The following is a 20,347-nucleotide window of genomic DNA, read 5'->3' on the forward strand; positions in this document are numbered from 1 at the left end:
CTTCTCTTGTTTATTATTTATAACAATAAATAATAAACAAGTTTGACCACTTTCTCTTTAAGCAAGTACTTGATGTTCGTATCAGTAATTAGTCAGCTAAAAATTTAATTCTATGTCATCATATACACGATTAAATTCAGAATATAATTTATTACTTATCTTTAAAATTTCTTGGGTATTTCCTTCTATGGCAAGTAGCTCTAACTTTTCACAATAATGGGCTAATAATATGGCTCCTGCACCACGAGTAGAAGACTTAAGTTTGTGCGCAAGGTCAGCAACACTTTTCCAGTCTTCATTCGCTATATTCTCTGCTAATTCAGCTATTAATGGTTTACTGTGCTCTTGATAAAATTTTAAAAAACTTTGCTGTGCTGACTTATCGTCGCCAACACATGCTGTTAATTCCGCTATATTAATAGCAGGTTGATTTGCCAGTTCACTCGCTTCATGATCGGTTATTTCGGCTGGTGAATCTATTTCAAATTCATCATCTAATTCGACCTCAGTTAACCATTTATCAAGTAATGCCTTTAAATCGCTTAATTTTAATGGCTTAGTTACGTAATCATTCATACCCAATTTTATACAGTGCTCAGCTTCATCTCGCATAGCGTTAGCGGTAATTGCAATGATTGGGATCTGAAATAGCCCCTCTGACTCGCTTTCTCGTACTTTTCTAGCAAACTCAAAACCGTCCATTATCGGCATTTGACAATCAGTCATGATCAGCGAAAAATTATATTTTTTCATTTTATCAAGCGCTTCTTGCCCATGGTTGGCAATAATAACCGCATAGCCGAATAAATTTAGCTGGCGTTCCAATACCTGTTGGTTGTAGAGATTATCTTCAACAATTAAAATTAGTTTATTATCGGTTTGTGCCTCTGTAATACTTGGTATCGTTAAGTTTTTAACCTCAAGTTTTCGATCATTTATAAGTGGGTTTTTATTACCCATAATACGGGAAATAGACCAGTAAATTTTTTGTGGTAAAAATGGATTACTCGCAATTATGGTGAGATTTTCATGGGGAAGTAGCAAATCAAAATTATGCCAACGCTCAAGTACTAGCATGTTGATAGCGTCGTCACTTTTTGGCAGTAACTGCTCTTTAACTGCTGGCCAAAGGCTAATAACTTGTTCTGCAGAAATAATGATAAGATCATAATTTTCATGGGCAATGAGTTGCGCTATTTTTGTTGAAGAGCTCGCGGCTAAATAACATTGAGCACCCAGTGCTGTTAGGCCTTTTTGTAAGATATCATCGGTTAATTCATCATGAGCAACGAGCAATATATTCAAATTATAGAGTTTAACGCTTAACATTGATGCTTGGCTTTTTTGAGCTGGTATTAAGGGTAAGTCAACATAAAACTCTGTTCCAAGACCAATAGTGCTCTGGCAGCTAATTTTTCCTCCCATCATAGTGGCTAGTTTTGAACAAATAGATAAACCTAGTCCCGTACCACCAAATTCACGATGAATGCTATTATCAGCTTGAGTAAAAGCATCAAATAATTGCTTTTGTTGGTCCTCACTAATACCGATGCCGTTGTCTTTGACCGTTAAACGAAACAATTTTTTGTCTTGGCTTTTATCTAAGTAATCAAGTTTTACCTCAATAAGGCTTTGACGTTCATTATTGCTAGGCGTAAATTTAATCGCATTACCTAACAAATTAAGCACAATTTGCCTTAACCTGATGGGATCACCCAACATAGGATCGATCATATGGTGGTTAGAGGAGCAAACCAGCAATAATTTTTTGTTCTGTAATTGTGATGAAAGCAGCTCTGCTGCACCTTCTATAATTTCTGTCCAAGTAAACGGTATCGACTCTAAGGTCATTTTTCCCGCTTCTATTTTTGAAAAATCTAACACATCATTAATGATTTGTAATAACGCCCATGCTGAGTCTTTAGCAACATTCGCTAAATGGTATTGGTCTTCATCAAGTTCTGATTGTTGAAGGAGCTCTAGCATTCCTACTACACCATTCATCGGTGTTCTAATTTCATGACTCATTGTCGCTAAAAACTGTGACTTAGAATCGCTTGCCGCTTCAGCCGTTAAACGTGCCTGTTCTAATTCATGTTGAGACTCTTTTAAGTCAGCTAATGTTTTTTCTGTTCTATTACGCTGATATTTGACATCAAGCAGTACATTTAAAGTCGCTTGGCGAGACTGTTCTTTCTCTGCATCGAGTATTTCGCGTTCTATTTCATTTTGCTTAATACTGGTTATATCTCTGACTATACCCAGCAAGCTAATGGGTTCCCCATTAATATCACGCGTAACTTCAGTAGATGTCTTGATGTATCTTAATTGCTTGTTTTCCAATATAACTCGACATTCAAAGCTATATACCTCAAATTTATTTAACGCTTTAAGTTGATGTATTCTAAATTGATAACGGTCATCTGGATGAATTAAGCTAACAATAAGCTCTGATGTCAGTAGCGTTGTTCGCTCAATACCCATCAATGTAAACATGCCATCAGACCACTGAATGGCATCGTTTTTTAACACTTTTTCCCAACAACCTAAATGAGCAATATGTTCCGCTTCTTTTAGAAATAATTGTTGCTTCAACAGCTTATCTTCATTACTTTTTTGTATACTAATATCTTGGTTTATCGTTAAGAAGTGGTCTGTTTTTCCATTCCGGTCTCGTATGGGTGAAATATCAGTGGTACCCCAATAGCAACTCCCGTCTTTTTTCTTGTTGTATAACTGACCACTCCAATGCTTGCCATCGATAATTTTTTGCCAGAGTTGCTGATATTTTTCGACGGGTTTATGCCCTGAATCTAAAATCTTTGCATTTCTGCCTAAAACTTCGGTTTTTGAATAACCCGTTGTTTCAGTAAAGGCTTTGTTAACGTAAACAATCTTCCCCAAGAGGTCAGTTATCAAGATAGCAGAGTGACTTTGCTCAACCGCACTTTCAAGTACCAACAGTCGACCTTCCAATTGTTTTATCGTACTTAAATCAGAAACAATGGCTGTAAAAATATTCTCTTGCTGCGTTTTATGGCTACTTATCGCCACGCGGGCTGAAAACTCTCGTGCATCTTTAGCTCTAGCTTGCATAATTCTGAAACTGTCATAGGTAGTGCTATCACTTGCTATTTGTTGGATCCATTTTTGTAGATATTTTTTTTCATGTGACATAAAAAAATCGTCAAAAAACATCGAGCCAGCCCACTTTTTATCAACAGAAAACAACAAACCCGCCACTTTATTAAATCGTATAACTTCTCCTTTTGAGTTAAAAGATATTATTGCATCAGGGGCATTGTTCAGCATCGAGTAAAGATATTGTTCTGAATCAAAGATAACGGCCGCATTGCGCTTTTGCCAATAAAACCCAATGACTAATATAAAGATACTCATTAAAGCTGTCTGTAATAACTGCCAGAATAAGCCAGAGACTATCTCTTGTTGCGATTGAAGTACGTCAGCCTCATCAACCTCTGCGCCAATCCCCACGCCTAACACACTGTCCCATAGCCAAACACCAACGACAGACTCTCCCCGATAATCTAGATACGTATGCACACTGTAAGCATCTTCTCCTTGCAATGCTGATTGTATCGGTTGGGTATATAATGGTGTTTGAGATATTGCGTTATTTTCTGACTTAACTGACTGAGTTAAAGATCTAGCCAATACCCTAGCTTGTCCTTTCGTAAGCGAACCCGTCGGCTTAAGTTCTGATTCAAAATGACTTGCCGTTAATAAACGAGCTTTAGCATCAAAAAAATAGGTTTTGCCTGACTGCCACTGTTGACCTTGCTGAGCGATATTAGAAAAACTGCCAAATGGATTTACACGAATAGCAATAACGGCAATAACTTGTTCTTTTTTATCAAATATTGGAGCCACAATAAAAGCGGTTAGATATTTTTCCTGTAATTTACCATCAGAATTGGGCAAAGGTATTGCGGATAAAACAGGAGGAATAAAAACGATTTGACCATTAAAAGCTTTAGCAATTTTTGAGGAGTATTCATCAGCGATAACATTCCTCTGTCCAACTAAATGAGTTAATTTAGCGGTAATATTTTTATACTCGGGTGAAATTATATAATAGCCCTCGTTACCTTTAGTAAAAAGGTAACGGTCTAAGAGCGACGTTAATTGACGAGTGGCTTTATCTAACGAAATTAAATCTCCAGTCGATTGTTCAATAACTACCTGTTTTATTTGCTTTGTAATAGTAGTTAACGTTGACCAAGACTTTATTGTGGCGAAAGTAGACTTTATCCAGACGTTTTTTAATAAGTGATGGCTGGCTTGTACGCTTATTTTTAACGTAGCTATTGCTTGAGCTTTTAGCGTTTTTTCAACTTTATTATGGCTATTCCAACCTATGATTGTTGAGCCCATTAAAAATAACAACACAATAATAGAAATAAGATATAGAGGAGATTTATATAAGTTTGCGTATCGTGACATGATTGTATAATCCATTATTATTTTTAGAGGCAAGGACACTTTTAATTTTTATATAATATTGCCATTGACTTGGCTTAACCAATTTTATATATAAAAATAAATGGATGAAGTTCATTCTGTTAATAAGTTAAAGACACCTCCATGATTGTTAACTCTTTTGTAAACGATATTCTATAGTTAGGTATATAACTATAGAATATTTTAAGATAAACGCCTGCTAGAAATTCAAATCATTATTATTGATGATAACGATATATCTTTAAGATGCGGTGAGAGGATTGTTTTTATATTTTAATGACTAAACTTACTCGCTACTCACAAAGACTAAGCGGCAATGCTTACTTTATATTTATTGCTAATATCAATATAAATTAATGATAACCTTAGAGCCTAAATAATAATTACGGAGATAAAATGTCTAAATATACCTACGTGCCGCCAAAAATATGGGAATGGAATAAAGACAGTGGTGGTAAGTTCGCCAGCATTAATCGCCCTGTCGCAGGGGAAACTCATCAAGCAAAGCTGCCTGTCGGTAAGCACCCTTTACAATTATATTCATTGGCCACACCTAATGGCGTTAAAATAACTATTTTATTGGAAGAATTATTAGCATTACAGATAAAAGAAGCTGAATACGACGCTCATTTAATCGATATTATGGAAGGAGATCAATTTAGTTCAGGATTTGTCGCGATAAATCCAAACTCTAAGATACCTGCTTTAGTTGATAACAGTGGCGATAATAAACTCCCTATTTTCGAGTCTGGCGCGATACTGCTCTATCTAGCAGAGAAATTTGATGCTTTTTTACCTAAAGAACCTTTCCTCAAATCTCAATGTTTATCGTGGCTATTTTGGCAGGTAGGAAGTGGCCCTTATTTGGGCGGTGGCTTTGGACACTTTTACGCATACGCACCAGAGAAATTTGAATATCCGATAGAACGATTTACTATGGAAGTCAAACGACAACTCGACGTATTAGACCGCCATTTAGCCAATAATAAATATATCTGTGGTGATCAATATACCATTGCTGATATCGCTATATGGCCATGGTACGGGGCATTAGTACAAAATAAAGTCTATGAGGCTGCTGAGTTTTTACAAACTCAATCTTATGTAAACCTAGTAAGGTGGACAGAAGAAATTGGCGAACGAGCAGCCGTTAAACGTGGATTAATGGTCAATCGTACTTGGGGAGAGTTAGATCAGCAATTACATGAACGCCATGATGCAAGTGATTTTGAATTCAAAACTCAAGACAAAGTGGCCGATATAAAAGAATAAACCTGTTGATATTTGAGTAGCGTGATTTAAATCTTATTTATCTATGTGTCTACGTGGGTAGTATTCGATTTTTATCACGCTTGTTATCATTATTAAACTCGAATATTTATGGTATTTAATTCGTATTTTACGAATAAAAAAACCAACACGTTCAAAACGTGTTGGTTTAATTAGTCCCATAAAAAAGAGCTGGTTTTATCTTTCTATTTTGATTATTTCTTCAGGATCTTTATTTTTCTTCTTTATTAACCAATATGTTACTCCAAGAGCAATAGTAACCAACGCAAGACCTACTATCTGCTCAGCAGAAACAAACTTGAGATCTAATACAATAATTTTACGAGCAACTGCCATCAGTGCCGTAGCAACCACTAATTCAACAGGGATAACATTAGAACCAAGATATAACCGAATATTGATAAAAATTTCAACCGCGATCAATACCACCATAAAAGCGCCAAACGTTTGAAGAATGTCTTCAATATTTAAGAGAAAGTATGGCGGTGTAGACAATTTTAAATATAAAACATAAACAACATCAGCAATACTCCAATAGATCACTAATACCATCAATAAGGCCAGTATTCTTATTGCAAATCGAATAGAACGATGCAATAACTTTAGCAGCGGGTCTGCGTGATTTTCTGGTAGTTCCTCGTGTTTCATTATTTTTCCTGTTATTAATTTTATTGTTGTACAGCGTAAGCAAGGTAAGTTCATTACATCAATAAAACCAACACTTAGCTTTTAATGCCAATGTTGGTCTATCAAATTAAACGTCTACAATCGACATGGACAAAATTAGCAGAGGGTCGTCAACATAGCCTGCCCAAAATCAATATAAGCATTAATATCTTCGCTAGCACCTTTTGATTTCAGGTGATCTGCAAAACCAAGTCTTGCGCTCATCGCGAGCCAAAACACAGCACTGATTAAGCCAACAATACGCCACAATGTTGATTTTGCCCACTTAAGCGCCAAAGTAATAGAAAGTATATAGATAACAAAGCCTGCTAATTTAGACGATGCCCAACCATTAACAAATGGATATAAGTTGAGTGGATTTACGCTAATCATGTAAATAAAAGTGACAACAAATAGCGTGTATAAAATATGTGGCCCAATCTTTAGCAGTTTATTATTAACCTTCTCAGACCCTTTCATCATCAACACAAAGTTAATAATGAAAAAGATAAACGTAAGCATAATTATGGTGAGATGGGCGTGCTTAACTATCATGTACATGTTGTTGATCCCTAAAAATTTATTGTTTATTTATGACCTGGTGGTCAGTATATGTTTATTTTATTCAGGAAACTCTATCTCCTGCATTATTTTTGTTAAATTTATCTTACATCCGTTTTGCTAACACATTAATTGTACCTGTTAGCTGATATTTACGTTTTTTGTAATGACTTCAAGCGCCATCAACATGCTAGAAATGCGCATTCCCGTATCAGCGATGAAGATCAGTTATTGAGATTGATGACTTTCTACGCGAGTTAACGCCGCTTGCAATGCTTCGTCACGAAAGGAGTAAATATTGTTATTAGACACTAAATCTAAAACATTACATTTTTCGAGCTGTTGGCGTGTTTGCTCATTGGGGCACAATAAAAACACTTCACACTGTGCGTCAAGCGCATCTTTTACCGCGTTTTCAAGTGCAAGACCAACCGTTTCATCAATCATTGGCACATCGGTTAAATCAAGGATCATGACATCGTATTCAGCAACCCGCGTATGCTGGCGAGATATTGCTTTGGATACACTAAATATCATCGGCCCAGACAGATAGAAAAACAACACTTTGCCATTGGCTTTTTCAAGGAGTTTTCGTTCACGACTGTTCAGAGGCACGTCGTCGCCATCACTATCGCTTATCGCTTTAACTTGGCGTGCTTGCTCTCGACTCAATCGTTCAATAACAATAATGTTAGAGATAAATACACCTAGACCAACAGCAACAATTAAGTCAACAAAAACAGTGAGTAACATAACTCCATACATTATCGCCATACCTTGAATACTGACTTTATGAGCGCGTTGAATAAAACTCCAATCGAGAATGTTAAAACCTACATAAACTGCGATACCGGCCAACACAGCCATGGGGATGGGTTCTGTTAAGCCTGCGGCCACTAATACGACAAGTGCAAGTACCAAAGCACGAATAATACCCGACAAGGGTGAGCGAGCTCCTACTTGAATATTAGTCACCGTACCCATCGTTGCGCCAGCACCCGGTAAAGCGCCAAACAAGCCTGAAATCATATTAGCGATACCTTGACCACGCAATTCTTTGTCGGGGTCGTGCTCTTTACGTGTTAATGAATCACCAATCACAGCCGTCAGTAAAGTATCAATACAGCCGAGTGTGCCCAACACCAAGGCATCAATCACCATGGTCGTAAAAATTTCAGTATTAAAATGCGGAATAACTAAAGACGGTAAACCTGCCGGTATTTCACCAATTCGGCGAATATCTTCGTTGTTAAATAACAACATCGAGATAAGGGTTACTGCCACCAAGGCAACAAGTTGCGCCGGCACATACTTGCGGTACGTTTTAGGTAAGAAAAACAAAATGCCCAAGGTGAGTAAAGCTAAAAATAACTCACTAAATTTAATGTTAGATAAAAGAGTAGGTAATGACAATAAAGTGCCCGTTACGCCACCCGCAGGACTTGCTTGTCCAAGCAGCGGGGACAACTGCATGATAATTAAAATCACACCAATGCCCGACATAAAGCCAGAAATAACGCTGTAGGGCATTAACGTAATGTATTTACCTAGCTTGAGTGTACCCAGCAAGATTTGAAAAGCGCCAGCCATCATCACAATAGTAAATGAAATAGCCAAGCCCGTTTCTGGATACTTAGCCATCATGCTGGTTAATACGGCCGTCATAATAACGGTCATCGGACCGGTAGGCTCTGAGATAAGGCTAGAAGAACCGCCAAATAAAGCGGCAAAAAAGCCAACCATTATTGCGCCCCACAGCCCCGCTTCAGCGCCAGCACCTGATGCCACACCAAAAGCAAGCGCTAAGGGTAAAGAGATAACTGCGGTGGTTACCCCACCAAACAGATCGCCTTTGAGGTTCATATCTTTAAAACGATGTCCAAACAACATTAAAATTCTTCCTAAAAAATAGTGCACGCCAATGAATGTTTCATATTACGAACAAACCCAGAAAGCCCTTATATTGCTACGACCATTACTGATCATTCACTGCTTGCTTGAAATCATCCATTTTTGTAACGAGACTTGCTCGGTCTTTTTCAAAAAAGTTAACATGACCGAGTTTGCGTTCGGGTTTAATAGATTTATTGTACCAATGTAATGTTGAGAACGCTGAAAGTGCCTCAAATGGCGGTTGTTTATTACCAATAAGGTTAATCATACCCGAAGTGCCCAGCAACTCTGTGCTGCCTAGTGCTAGGCCAGCAATTGCTCTAACATGATTTTCAAACTGGCAAGTAACACTTCCTGTTTGTGTCCAATGTCCACTGTTGTGAACTCGAGGGGCTAATTCATTGATCACTAAGTCGCCGTTGATAACAAAACATTCCATCGCCATCACACCAACATAGTCGACTTCGTTAAGTAAGCTTTCCATATAGCCTTGCGCTTTAACTGTTAAGGCATTGTCTGGATCTATAGCTGGCGCGATTGATTGTTTCAAAATGCCGTTTTCATTAATATTATCGGTTAAAGAATAATGTTTAATATCGCCATTTTTGGCCCGAACTGAGACCAATGAAACTTCTCGTTCAAACGTCATCCATGCTTCAATAATATAGTCTTGAATGTGTAAACGATCAAAGTGTTCAACGTCAGCTAAGGTTTTTAAAACCCACTGATTTTTACCATCGTAACCATCACTGCAAGATTTAACCACCACAGGCAGTTGTAAGGTATTCAATGCTACTTTAGCGGAAACCGAATATACAAAAGCAGCAGTAGGAATAGCTAATTTTTCTAACAATTGTTTTTCACGATATCTATGCTGGCAGGCAATAATCGCTTTTGGGTTAGGTAAAATATCACAATATGGTTGCAAGGCTTCTAATAGCTTTACATCAACCTGCTCTTTTTCAACCGTAATGCAATCAGGCTTTCCCAAGAGATTATAGAGCTTATGAATATTTTGCTCTTTCTGCCAATTTTCAGGTAAGAAAACAACGCGACCTAAACCGTCAACACAGTCAGTTGTTTGCTCGCCAGTATCATTAATAAAGCTGAACTTTATACCTAAAGGAAGGCCAGCGAGTGCCAACATACGAGAAAGTTGACCACAACCAACAATGGCTATGCGCATTATTCAACCTCCCACGAAACGCTTTCACTTTGTTTTGCTCGCCATGCTTTTAACTTGCCTTGCAGCTCAACATTACTCGTTGCAAGGATCTGTGAGGCCATTAACCCCGCATTAAAAGCCCCTGCCTCTCCAATGCCCTGTGTAGCAACCGCAACACCTTTAGGCATTTGTACAATAGATAATAAACTGTCCATACCTTTGAGTGCTTTGCTCATTACCGGCACACCAATAACAGGTAACCAAGTTAACGCTGCCGCCATCCCCGGCAAATGCGCTGCACCACCGGCACCAGCAATAATCACGCTGTAGTCTTTTTCTGCATTTTCAGCAAATTCATACAAACGCTCTGGTGTACGATGTGCTGAAACAACCATGGCTTTATATTCAATACCTAAGGCTTCAAGCACGGTAACCGCATTTTTCATGACTGGCCAATCAGACTGAGAACCCATAATAATCGCGACTTTCATCTTATTCATTGTAAATTACCTTATTATTTATTGTGTGAGTACGGTATTAAATTAACTGTAAACAGCTCTTAATGGTTTAATGACTTATTATGACAAAAAACATAGATAGATAAAAATTGATATTACCTATATCATAAATAGATAAACATCTATTTTTAAGGTAAGAAGATGAGATCCAGACTTCATGCACATATTGGCACCATCAGACAACTTGAAATATTATTGGCTGTTCACGATAAAGGCAGTATTAAAGCAGCGGCGAAAGCACTTTTTTTAACGCAACCCACCGTATCAATACAAATGAAAAAGCTAGCACAAGCAATGGGTTCACCGCTGTATAATTATTCAAACAGAAAGATATTATTTACCGATATTGGATTAGAGTTGATTAAAACAGCGGTAGAAGTGCTTGATAGTTTTGCGCGCCTTGATATGGCGATAGGAAATATTAAAGATTTTAAGTCGGGCACATTACGATTGGCTGTTGTTACCACCTCTAAATATTTTATTCCGCATTTATTAGGTCCTTTTTTAGAAAGATACCCTGATATTGATATACAGCTAAATATTGGCAATAGAGCGCAAACCATTGAACGATTGAAGCAAGGTGTTGACGACTTCTATGTGTTTAGTCATCCACCATCCGATATCGAAACACAATCTATTGAATTTCTGGTAAACCCGCTAGTGGCAATAGCACATGAAGATCACCCTATTGCTAAAAAGAAAAACTTAACCTTAGAGGATTTATGTAAGGAGCCTTTTTTAATGCGAGAGCAAGGCTCGGGTACGCGTTATGCCATTGAAGCCTTTTTAAAACAACATAACGTAAAACTGAACGTTAAAATGACCATTGAAAGTAATGAAGCGATTAAACATTTGGTTATGTCAAAGCTAGGTATATCGATATTATCAGCACACACCTTAATGTATGGTGGACAAAGTGGCTTGGTGCGTTTACCGATAAAAGAATTACCCATTAATGCTCATTGGTTTTTTGTTTGGTCTAAATCAAAACGCCAAACCTTAATTGCCACTGAGTTTCTCAATCACATTGAAACCAATGGCCGCTCATTGCTGCAAAAAGAAATGATCAAAAATGATATTTTATACAGCTAAATTAAACCACAATGGTTTTTATGTTATTCATCAAAGGCTAAGCTATTGCCTTATTAAACAGCTTTTTCCCTTGTGTAAGCAAATGTTGAACCGCGGGATGTTTTACTTTTCGCTCAGGTGATATTAAATAATAATGTTCCGTAATTTCAGTGGTTCTACCAATGATTTCAACATCAAACTGCGCTATCACATGATTTTCAATCATCGTAGGTGCGCAAAAAACACCATAACCTGCTTGACCAAAATATTTAGTTAACACCGAATCATCAAACTCACCTATTATTTTAGGTGATATATTGAGTTCATTAAACCAAGAAAGCACACTAAGGTGCTGATTAGAGCCTTCACCTGCCGTAAAGAAAGGTTGATTATTAAGCGATTGAGGAAAATTAATAGCCAATACTTGAGCCAAGTCTTTATGCGCAAAAAAACTCATACCACATTTACCCACTAAGTGGCTGTAGGCTTTTAATGATGAACCAGTGGGTAATGAAGTATCACTTAAAACTGCATCTAATTTATTCACTGCAAGTTCACCTAACAACACGTCTAAACTTGTTTCTTTACAGACTAATTTTATCGAATTGTCCATCGCGTAGACTGTTTTTAATAAATTAAATGAAAACACCTTTGGAATAACATCAGTAACGCCAATTGAGAAACGAAAAGAAAAGTCAGTAGAATGATTTTTCAAAGAATGTACTAATTCATCTCCTAAACTAAATATTTCTTGTGCGTAGCTAAACGTAATATGCCCCATGTCATTGAGCACTAAACGCTTACCTTTGCGATCAAACAAGTTATAACCTAATTGTGCTTCTAATAAACTTAACTGCGCACTAAGGGTTTGTGGCGTTATATGCATAACTATTGCTGCCTTAGCGATACTGCCATGTGTAGCTATTGCATAAAAATATTGTAAATGATGATAATTGAGTTTAGCCATAATGCCTCTTAAATTTTATTATCAGACATATGATCTATACGCACCTCAAAATACTTGTCAACTTTAAATTGATAACAAAGTAATTACAATCGACTTTTATTGGGTTAGATAGTTAGTTATAAATTAAGAAGGTCATCAATATTAATACAAATTATTATTCTTAATTAAACGAGGTAAATATGGAATTAACAATTACGGATCTAAAAATAGAGCTTTCAACAGAAAATTTGTTACAGATAAAACAAAAAACACGGCGAATGTTCAATAAGTTTGATGACCGTGTACAAGTGATAAAAGTCACCATTGATGATATTAACGGACCCAAAGGAGGAAAGGATAAACACTGCCGAGTTGTTATTTATAGTAAAGGTATGCCTGATATTGTTGTTAGCGATAGTCAAAGCTCCGTTATGTCGGCGGTCAATATCGCCTTATCAAGAGCAAGGTTGAGTTTTTTGAAAAAAGTTAAGCGTCAACAAAAAAACTATCCATCTTGGTCACCAAAAAATGACATTGAATTGTCTACCCGTGTTGAGTTAGAGCGAATAGAATTAATGGTGAATTGATATTATTTATATTATCTTCAATAAACAAACGTTGTTAAATTTTATTTTCAACCGTCATGTTCATCTTCTATCATGACAGTCAGTCAATAATATCTATCGGCGTTTATATTTAACTTTATTTATCTATTTATTCTTAAAAGGGAGATAATAATGTTTGCAATATACACACCTAATGGAAGAAGCTTTTCGGGCCCTCTTGAAGAGCTTTATCATGTTAAAAAATCAAAAAGTTCAGAACAAACAAGAAGCTTTCAAGAACTTGATGAGTTTTCGTATTTACATAAAAAAGGATATTCTCCCCCACCTAAAGCGATTGAGGCTTATAATGACACAATTGGTAAACCTGATGAAAAAGCATTAATTTGTCATGCTTATCAAATTATGACTTCACCTGTTGAAGTCATATCAGCCAATGATTTACTAACAGAGGTGATCAATAAGTTTACACGGCTAGCGTATCAAGAATTTCCAATTGTTAATACTCAACAGCAACTGGTTGGCAGTTTGTCTAGGCAACAGCTTTATGAATATCTTTTAAAGCATGGGTCAGCTATAGGCAAAAGTCTTAAAACAAAAAGTGTCGCTAATTTATTCCTAAATGAGCAATCAAAAATTTATACCGCAGAACCTGTAACCGACATCAGGCGTATTGCGTTACTGCAAATAAATAATCGTTTACATACAACTCCGATCTTAGAGTCTAACGGCAAAGTAGTCGGTATTATTTCACGTACTGATATTATAAAGGCGATCACGATGGATCCCCCTTTATCATTATGGTGTTAGTTAATGTAGGTGTTATTTGTTATCGATGAATAAAATAACCTTGTGGCAATCTCGCAACCTCAACCAGTGTTACGATTTGGTCAGCAATTGTTGGCTTAACGTTTGATATAAATGAGCTAGCTCTAATGGTTTCCCTAAATGAGCATCAAAGCCGGCGTGTAAATAATAGGTGATGTCTTGTGCCATAACATTCGCCGTTAACGCTATAATAGGTGGGCACTTAGCAAGCTGTTTAATTATTTTACAAGCCGTTACTCCATCCATCACCGGCATTTGAACATCCATTAAAATTAAATCAATTTTTGTTTCTTTAAAGGTATTAACCGCCATCAAACCATTTTCTACGACCAGCAGATTAGCGTTAGTATCACTCAGCATTTTTTTTATAATCATTTGATTGATTTTATTATCTTCAACAATCATTATCGTATAGTCAGCAAGGTCGGGGGTTAATTGCCGTGACGTTGTCTCATGAATCTGAGTAAAATCTTTGGTCTGAGCTTTAACTAGCGGTAAACAAAACCTAAAACAGGTTCCCTCTCCTTCAACACTTGACACATTAATCGTACCTTTCATCAAGTCAATAAGTGCATGAGTTATAGCCATACCTAAACCGGTGCCACCATATTTACGGGTGGTAGATTTATCTGCTTGTTCAAAACGTTGAAATAATTTACTGAGCTGTGATTTATTCATACCGATACCAGAGTCTTTAACCTCAATAGAGAGCAAGTTATCTTCCCTGTTTTCAATAAGAACATCTATCGTGCCATTTTTAGTAAACTTTACGGAATTAGACAAAATATTCAGTAAAATCTGTCGTATACGTATAGGATCACCAAACCAATTTTGAGAGGTATTACCCGTGTTCAAACTAATTGTTGTTGCTTGTAATTCACTGTTTTGTGACAAATCAGTAATAACACACTTAGTTAACTCAATTAAATCAAATGGGATCACATCAAATTCTAATTTTCCTTCTTCCATTTTAGAAATATCAAGAATATCGTTAATAATAGTCAGTAGGCATTTTGTAGAAAATAGCGCTTGGTCAATAAGCACTTTATCCTCTTCCTCTTCTGTTTTTTTATTTAAGAGTTGTAAGCTGCCATATATACCATTCATTGGAGTTCTAATTTCATGACTCATATTGGCTAAAAATAATGACTTCACTTTATTAGCGTTATCAGCTTCTAATTTAGCGACTTCTAATTGGCTATTTTTTTCATTAATTTGCTCAATATTATTGGCCAATTCAATATTATTTGATAAAAGTGTTTTTGTTTTATCTTTGACTAATTTATTGAGCTTATAATTAAAAACGATCACAACAATAAGAATGAATATTAATATTATAACGCTGCCCAACATAACAAAAAGCGTTTGAGTCGTGAAACGGCGGCCTGAATTTTCATAACTGTTTAATGTTAAGCCATCGAGTGAGCTGGAGTTTGACACTAACGCTAAGTTCTTATAAATATCAGCAATGCGTTTAAAGCGTTGCTCGTGCATAGTGCCTAAGGGGACGTAATTCAATTTAATCACGTTTTTGGTCGCTTCTGCTTCGAGTAAAAGATACTTTCTAACTGCTTTTTTATTATATTTTTCAATAATTAAATCAACAGACTCCTCGGGGTGGTCTAATGCATACTCCCACCCTTTTAAACTTGCCCTTACAAAAGCTTTGACTCTTTCTGGTTTATTTTTAACCGTTGACTCATGGGTAAAAATTAAATCACCATAAAAATCTATACCATAACTACTCGGATCAAGAATATTAGTCGCAATCCCCATATCTTTATAATTTAGGACTTGATTTGTTTTATAAGCTGACATTACATCAACATCATCTTTAATCAGCGCCATATCGTCAAAATTGTGAGGAATATGAATATAGTCATCACTGTTGATTCCAATAAGTGTCATCATTGCCATTAAGCCAGCATCATCAAGACTTCGTCTAAACATGATACGTTTGTCGGCTAAATCATAAATACTGGTAATATTTTTACTTTTTAACGACATAAAAACTAATGGGCTTTCTTGAAAAACGGTTGACGCAATAACAACAGGTTTACCTTTAAGTCTGTATAGAACAACACTAGAGTCAGCAATACCATAGTCAGCTTTACCACTGTCAACATCGTCAAAGGGAGATGATTTAAGGTCTCGTTCTCTTATTTCAACATCAAATCCTTCATCCGCATAAAAACCTTTTTCTTTCGCTATGTAGTAACCTGCAAATTGAAATTGATGCATCCATTTCAGCTGTAATGAAACTTTTTCAAGGGCGAATAATGGTGGTGAAATTAATAAAAAAAGGCATAGGCTACTATATTTCATTAGCTCACTTCGACAAAATGGCATCTTAAAGACCTTTTATAGTTATATAGCGAAATTCTAATGACAACTTATGAAAATAAATTATAGTTGAGTTTTTAAATTAACTAATAATTTTAATGATTTAAAAGTGTCATTCAGCGCTAGGAAAATAAACTTAAGCACAAAAAGGTCTTTATTTTTTAATACGAAGAGCCAATTCTACCTACCACACACTACCGTAAGTATCCCTAAGGTTTTATGTTTTATCGGTTAGATCATTTACAACTAAGTCGAGTAATTGCATAAGCTGATTGGCTTGTATGCTATCGATACTATTAAACTCACAACGAATACTATGAGGAATATTTGCCGCCTTTGCTTTTAATACTTGCCCTTGTGTTGTTAACTCAACCAGGCGCTTTCGTTTATCGTCGTCATCTTTAATAATGTTTAGTAAGCATTTATCCGTCATTTTCTTTAAAATTTGTGTCATTGCCCCGCCGTCAATCATCGTTCTCTCTAAAAGCGCAGAAATCGTTATTTTATCTTCTTCCCACAATGCCATCATAACGACATATTGTGGATAAGTAATATTTAGCGCCTTTAGTGGCTCACGATAGGCACGAATAAGACTATTGGATGCCATATATAAACGATGACACAGCTGGTTTTTGAGTTTTAATTGTTCAAATGGCATAAGTTACTCCTTAATGTTATATATTAATTTGCATACAAAGCATTTGCAATCAGTATTTGTTTAGTCTATTATTTTGCACACAAACTAAATGATTATTACTTGGAGTTAATGATGAACGAATTACAAAACATTGCTTACACAGCAAAAGCAACTGCAACCGGTGGTCGTGAAGGTAAAGCAAAATCTGACGATGGCCGTTTAGACCTTACACTCTCGACCCCTAAAGGTTTAGGTGGTGATGACGGTCAAGGCACAAATCCTGAGCAACTATTTGCGGCAGGCTATGCGGCTTGCTTCATTGGCGCACTTAAATTTGTTGCTGGTGAAGAAAAACGCAGCTTACCTAGCGAGACTTATATAAATTCAGAAGTATCTATTGGTGCTATTGAAGGCGGTTTTGGTATCGCGGTTAAGTTAGCGATATCATTAGGTGATATGGATAAAGCACAAGCACAAACAATGGTAGATAAAGCGCATAAAGTATGTCCGTACTCAAATGCTACGCGCGGCAATATTGCTGTGGAACTTTCTGTTATTTAAGAGTGCACATCAATCATTAAAAACACGCGTTTGCTATTAGCAAACGCGTGTTTACTTATTTCTATACAAAGTGAATAAAGGTTATCTTAAACACGTTAAAAGACAGCTCGTTACAAGATATCGCTTAATGAAATTCCAATACCAACCCTTGTTTGACTATAGTTATAATCGATAAGACTTTCACCATAACCATTGAATACAGTGGCATACCCTTTTAGTTTACCCCACAACGGGAAAGTAAAACCAAATTCAGCAGCGCCATAATGCGTACTGAAATTTTGTCGCCCTTTAAAGTTGAATTCTAGACCATTCCATTTATAAACCATCCCTAACTCAACATTACCCATATAGTCTGCAATGTCAGGATTATCATCTCCATCAGGATCACCGTCAAAGCCTTTTTTCTCTTCAGATAATCTTATCCAAGGTTTTAATGATAATGCAAAACTTTCTTTTTCAAAAAGAAAATGAGTATAAGCACGATTCCAGCTACGTGATAGACCTTGAGCACGACCATTAGATTGGTGCTCTACGCCAACGATGAAACCGGTGTTGCCACCAAAAGGATGCCAATTGAGTGGCGCAAGATAAAAAATTTCAGGTTGATAATTGGTTTCTCTAAAGGGCTTAGATATTCCACTTGCATAAATTTGCCACCAAGCCTTAAGGGTAAAAGCGGCGTAAAGTCCATCACCTTCTATAAAAATACGTTCATGATTTAAAGGCACTTTTAGACTAAGCTGAAATTTAGACTCAACATTTTCCAAATTTTCTTCATAGCCTTCAAATATTCTATAGGCTTCTTTATTTACTCGGTTGGTTGTAATGGCTGGCAGCACATAATTCATTTTATGAGGGGTAAGCACATATGGCTCAAACTCAGTTGTTTTTTCACGTTTTATTCTATCGGTGATACTGCCTGTTCTCGTCTGTAACTCAGTTTGTTCAATATCTTTTTGTTGCTTAACAACATCACCCAAACAAGCGGCTCTGATCTCGGCCAGTGTCATACCCGCGTTGCCTGTTGCAAAAAAGTTCATGACACACAATGCTTTATCTGCTTTAGCGATTAAGGAGGCTGTTGCAAGTGGCAACATTAATGCCAATAGTATCGTTCTTTGCATTCTGGTCTTCCTTTAAATAAGGCTAACAATAGAGAAATTTTCAACAGTGATATTATAATTTAACGGTTAGATACCGCTTTAATTCGCTCAATAACTTGTTGATCAGCATGACGTTCCAGCGATAATGAAGCCGCTTTAAGCGCGACAGCAATAATGATCCCAGTTAATACCAAACCAATAAAGGCAATTATAATTGAAATAACTTTAGATAATTTTTTTGTTGGATTTATGTCACCATAACCGACTGTTGTAGCAGTGATTAGAGACCAGTATAGACCATTAAATTTATTCCACTTTTCTATTCTCGTTACAATTTGTCCCAGAATAATTATCCATAAAGTCAAAAACATCAGTAAAGGGCCAACTAAATAAAGTGACAACATAAATAACTTAATAAAAATTAACGTAAATTCCATATTCATACCTTTGTAATAGCGAAAACTGAGGCCACATAACACTTTCAGTTCGCTAGCTTACCGCCAATGCTACTTAAAAACTTAATGCTATCTTGATGATAAATGCATTAGAAATATCTACAAAAAAAGCGCCAACCAAAGGCAATATAATAAATGCCGTTGGCGCAGGGCCATTTGATTTAGTTACCGCAGTCATATTTGCAATAGCGGTTGGCGTTGCTCCCAGAGCAAAGCCGCCAAAGCCAGCACTTAAAACTGCCGCTTGATAATTCTTCCCCATTAAAGGGAATAAAATATAAATAATAAATAACACAGCGCCTAGTGTTTGTAGACCTAAAATAATAAAGAGTGGACCGGCTAAATCAGCAATGGTCCAAAGCTGCATACTCATCAGTGACATCGTTAAAAACAGGCTCAAAGAAAAGTCAGATACGATGGCTAGTGAACGAGTTCTGGCTGGCCAATGTAATTTAGGCAATGCATAAGGAACAGTATTAGACAGTAGAATACCTGTTAGTAAACAAGTCACAAATAGTGGTAATTTTAAGCCCATCTCAGCGATAACATTGTTGGCAAAAAAACCAATAATAATACAAATATGAATCACCAACAAAACTGACATAAAACTTAGATGACTAAAAGATTCTGTATCCGTTTTTTCGTATTCAATACCCACTGAAGGTTGTGTAATTAATTCACCGGAAAGTTGGTATTTTGCTAATAAATATTTAGCAATTGGACCACCAACTAAACTGGCAATAACAAGACCCAGAGTCGCTGCTGCAACCCCTATTTCAAGCGAATTTGATATACCTCGTTCAACAACGTCTGGTGCCCAAGCAATGGCAGTGCCATGCCCACCTATTAAGGATACCGAGCCCGCTAGCACTCCAATAGATGATGGTAAATTAAGAAAAATGGCACTTGAGATACCAATTATGTTTTGGATAACAATGAAAGACAGGGTTAAAAATAGCAAAATGAATAACGGCTTCCCGCCCTGAACTAGATCAGTAAACCTTGCATTGAGCCCAATGGCCGTGAAAAAGTAAACTAAGAGTCTGTCTCTCGTTGATAAATCAAAAGCAATTTCACTCCCTGTGAAAAAAAACACCGCATAAATTAGCAAAGCAGCAAGCAAACCACCTGTTACGGGTTCTGGAATATTAAATTCTCTTAGAAATTTAATTTTCTTGGTTAAATACACACCAACAAAAAACACCAGTATTCCTATGGTGTAGGACATATAATTGTCAAAAGGCATTTCAATCATGGTTTATCTC

17 protein-coding genes are annotated in these 20,347 nt (G+C 36.5%); 5 read left to right on the forward strand and 12 right to left on the reverse strand.

All coding sequences use genetic code 11. From position 1 onward, the window contains the following. Positions 1 to 96 precede the first annotated feature (96 nt). Positions 97 to 4,464 (reverse strand): PAS domain S-box protein, encoded by a 4,368-nt coding sequence (locus H4J39_RS08375; RefSeq protein WP_182227330.1) that lies wholly within the window; start codon positions 4,462 to 4,464, stop codon positions 97 to 99. 414 nt (positions 4,465 to 4,878) lie between these two features. On the opposite strand from H4J39_RS08375, the gene yghU reads away from it, so the two are divergent. Continuing rightward, positions 4,879 to 5,754: a glutathione-dependent disulfide-bond oxidoreductase gene (gene yghU, locus H4J39_RS08380; RefSeq protein ID WP_182227332.1), complete on the forward strand. Its 876-nt coding sequence runs from the start codon at positions 4,879 to 4,881 to the stop codon at positions 5,752 to 5,754. Positions 5,755 to 5,949: 195 nt separating this feature from the next. On the opposite strand, the gene H4J39_RS08385 is transcribed toward yghU, so the two are convergent. The 5 genes from H4J39_RS08385 to purE all read right to left on the reverse strand — a co-directional run bounded on the left by H4J39_RS08385 (position 5,950) and on the right by purE (position 10,557). Beyond that, a complete protein-coding gene (locus tag H4J39_RS08385; protein WP_310649732.1) occupies positions 5,950 to 6,423 on the reverse strand; it encodes a phosphate-starvation-inducible PsiE family protein in 474 nt (157 codons plus the stop codon). A 132-nt stretch (positions 6,424 to 6,555) separates the two neighbouring features. After that, the gene (locus tag H4J39_RS08390) at positions 6,556 to 6,999 is read right to left on the reverse strand and encodes a SirB2 family protein (protein ID WP_182227336.1); all 444 of its coding nucleotides are present in this window, start codon (positions 6,997 to 6,999) and stop codon (positions 6,556 to 6,558) included. Between the two features lie 228 nt (positions 7,000 to 7,227). Then, complete coding sequence (locus H4J39_RS08395) at positions 7,228 to 8,889, reverse strand: SulP family inorganic anion transporter (protein ID WP_220462162.1); 1,662 nt, start codon at positions 8,887 to 8,889, stop codon at positions 7,228 to 7,230. Between the two features lie 85 nt (positions 8,890 to 8,974). After that, a complete protein-coding gene (locus H4J39_RS08400; protein ID WP_182227338.1) occupies positions 8,975 to 10,078 on the reverse strand; it encodes a 5-(carboxyamino)imidazole ribonucleotide synthase in 1,104 nt (367 codons plus the stop codon). Next, entirely contained in the window at positions 10,078 to 10,557 is a 480-nt protein-coding gene (gene purE, locus H4J39_RS08405; RefSeq protein ID WP_182181261.1) for a 5-(carboxyamino)imidazole ribonucleotide mutase, read from the reverse strand. Before purE ends, H4J39_RS08400 begins: the two co-directional genes overlap by 1 nt. Before the next feature lie 159 nt (positions 10,558 to 10,716). Between purE and H4J39_RS08410 the strand changes: the two genes are divergently transcribed. After that, on the forward strand, positions 10,717 to 11,667 hold the full coding sequence (locus tag H4J39_RS08410; protein ID WP_182227340.1) for a LysR family transcriptional regulator: 951 nt from the start codon (positions 10,717 to 10,719) through the stop codon (positions 11,665 to 11,667). 37 nt (positions 11,668 to 11,704) lie between these two features. On the opposite strand, the gene nhaR is transcribed toward H4J39_RS08410, so the two are convergent. Next, positions 11,705 to 12,613 carry a transcriptional activator NhaR gene (gene nhaR, locus H4J39_RS08415; protein ID WP_182227342.1) on the reverse strand — a complete coding sequence of 303 codons (909 nt, stop codon included), beginning with the start codon at positions 12,611 to 12,613 and terminating at the stop codon, positions 11,705 to 11,707. 179 nt (positions 12,614 to 12,792) lie between these two features. On the opposite strand from nhaR, the gene H4J39_RS08420 reads away from it, so the two are divergent. Both H4J39_RS08420 and H4J39_RS08425 read left to right on the forward strand, forming a co-directional pair. Then, positions 12,793 to 13,179, forward strand: coding sequence for a hypothetical protein (locus H4J39_RS08420; protein WP_182227344.1), 387 nt, complete (start codon positions 12,793 to 12,795; stop codon positions 13,177 to 13,179). A 150-nt stretch (positions 13,180 to 13,329) separates the two neighbouring features. Next, positions 13,330 to 13,965 carry an HPP family protein gene (locus H4J39_RS08425; RefSeq protein ID WP_182227345.1) on the forward strand — a complete coding sequence of 212 codons (636 nt, stop codon included), beginning with the start codon at positions 13,330 to 13,332 and terminating at the stop codon, positions 13,963 to 13,965. A 69-nt stretch (positions 13,966 to 14,034) separates the two neighbouring features. Here the strand turns inward: H4J39_RS08425 and H4J39_RS08430 are convergent, their stop codons facing one another. After that, entirely contained in the window at positions 14,035 to 16,308 is a 2,274-nt protein-coding gene (locus H4J39_RS08430) for an ABC transporter substrate-binding protein (RefSeq protein WP_182227347.1), read from the reverse strand. Between the two features lie 235 nt (positions 16,309 to 16,543). Beyond that, positions 16,544 to 16,984, reverse strand: coding sequence for a MarR family winged helix-turn-helix transcriptional regulator (locus tag H4J39_RS08435; RefSeq protein WP_182227349.1), 441 nt, complete (start codon positions 16,982 to 16,984; stop codon positions 16,544 to 16,546). Positions 16,985 to 17,095: 111 nt separating this feature from the next. Here H4J39_RS08435 and H4J39_RS08440 point away from each other — a divergent pair, with 111 nt between their 5' ends. Continuing rightward, positions 17,096 to 17,524: an organic hydroperoxide resistance protein gene (locus H4J39_RS08440; RefSeq protein WP_182227351.1), complete on the forward strand. Its 429-nt coding sequence runs from the start codon at positions 17,096 to 17,098 to the stop codon at positions 17,522 to 17,524. 110 nt (positions 17,525 to 17,634) lie between these two features. Here the strand turns inward: H4J39_RS08440 and H4J39_RS08445 are convergent, their stop codons facing one another. From H4J39_RS08445 to gltS, 3 genes are all read right to left on the reverse strand, one after another. Then, a complete protein-coding gene (locus tag H4J39_RS08445) occupies positions 17,635 to 18,648 on the reverse strand; it encodes a phospholipase A (protein WP_259368795.1) in 1,014 nt (337 codons plus the stop codon). Positions 18,649 to 18,707: 59 nt separating this feature from the next. Further along, positions 18,708 to 19,064, reverse strand: coding sequence for a potassium channel family protein (locus H4J39_RS08450; RefSeq protein ID WP_182227353.1), 357 nt, complete (start codon positions 19,062 to 19,064; stop codon positions 18,708 to 18,710). A 73-nt stretch (positions 19,065 to 19,137) separates the two neighbouring features. Further along, the gene (gltS, locus tag H4J39_RS08455) at positions 19,138 to 20,337 is read right to left on the reverse strand and encodes a sodium/glutamate symporter (protein ID WP_182227355.1); all 1,200 of its coding nucleotides are present in this window, start codon (positions 20,335 to 20,337) and stop codon (positions 19,138 to 19,140) included. Positions 20,338 to 20,347 lie beyond the last annotated feature (10 nt).

It is taken from the genome of Colwellia sp. Bg11-12 (assembly GCF_014076955.1).
In the GTDB taxonomy this organism is placed as follows: Bacteria; Pseudomonadota; Gammaproteobacteria; order Enterobacterales; family Alteromonadaceae; genus Colwellia_A.

Excerpts from the sequence above, each read along its gene's own strand:
- H4J39_RS08425 (WP_182227345.1), top strand. The coding sequence starts at position 13,330 with ATGTTTGCAATATACACACCTAATGGAAGAAGCTTTTCGGGCCCTCTT.
- H4J39_RS08395 (WP_220462162.1), bottom strand. The coding sequence starts at position 8,889 with ATGTTGTTTGGACATCGTTTTAAAGATATGAACCTCAAAGGCGATCTG.
- yghU (WP_182227332.1), top strand. The coding sequence starts at position 4,879 with ATGTCTAAATATACCTACGTGCCGCCAAAAATATGGGAATGGAATAAA.
- gltS (WP_182227355.1), bottom strand. The coding sequence starts at position 20,337 with ATGATTGAAATGCCTTTTGACAATTATATGTCCTACACCATAGGAATA.
- H4J39_RS08420 (WP_182227344.1), top strand. The coding sequence starts at position 12,793 with ATGGAATTAACAATTACGGATCTAAAAATAGAGCTTTCAACAGAAAAT.
- H4J39_RS08410 (WP_182227340.1), top strand. The coding sequence starts at position 10,717 with ATGAGATCCAGACTTCATGCACATATTGGCACCATCAGACAACTTGAA.
- H4J39_RS08450 (WP_182227353.1), bottom strand. The coding sequence starts at position 19,064 with ATGGAATTTACGTTAATTTTTATTAAGTTATTTATGTTGTCACTTTAT.
- H4J39_RS08390 (WP_182227336.1), bottom strand. The coding sequence starts at position 6,999 with ATGTACATGATAGTTAAGCACGCCCATCTCACCATAATTATGCTTACG.
- H4J39_RS08440 (WP_182227351.1), top strand. The coding sequence starts at position 17,096 with ATGAACGAATTACAAAACATTGCTTACACAGCAAAAGCAACTGCAACC.
- H4J39_RS08375 (WP_182227330.1), bottom strand. The coding sequence starts at position 4,464 with ATGTCACGATACGCAAACTTATATAAATCTCCTCTATATCTTATTTCT.
- H4J39_RS08400 (WP_182227338.1), bottom strand. The coding sequence starts at position 10,078 with ATGCGCATAGCCATTGTTGGTTGTGGTCAACTTTCTCGTATGTTGGCA.
- nhaR (WP_182227342.1), bottom strand. The coding sequence starts at position 12,613 with ATGGCTAAACTCAATTATCATCATTTACAATATTTTTATGCAATAGCT.
- purE (WP_182181261.1), bottom strand. The coding sequence starts at position 10,557 with ATGAATAAGATGAAAGTCGCGATTATTATGGGTTCTCAGTCTGATTGG.
- H4J39_RS08435 (WP_182227349.1), bottom strand. The coding sequence starts at position 16,984 with ATGCCATTTGAACAATTAAAACTCAAAAACCAGCTGTGTCATCGTTTA.
- H4J39_RS08430 (WP_182227347.1), bottom strand. The coding sequence starts at position 16,308 with ATGAAATATAGTAGCCTATGCCTTTTTTTATTAATTTCACCACCATTA.
- H4J39_RS08445 (WP_259368795.1), bottom strand. The coding sequence starts at position 18,648 with ATGCAAAGAACGATACTATTGGCATTAATGTTGCCACTTGCAACAGCC.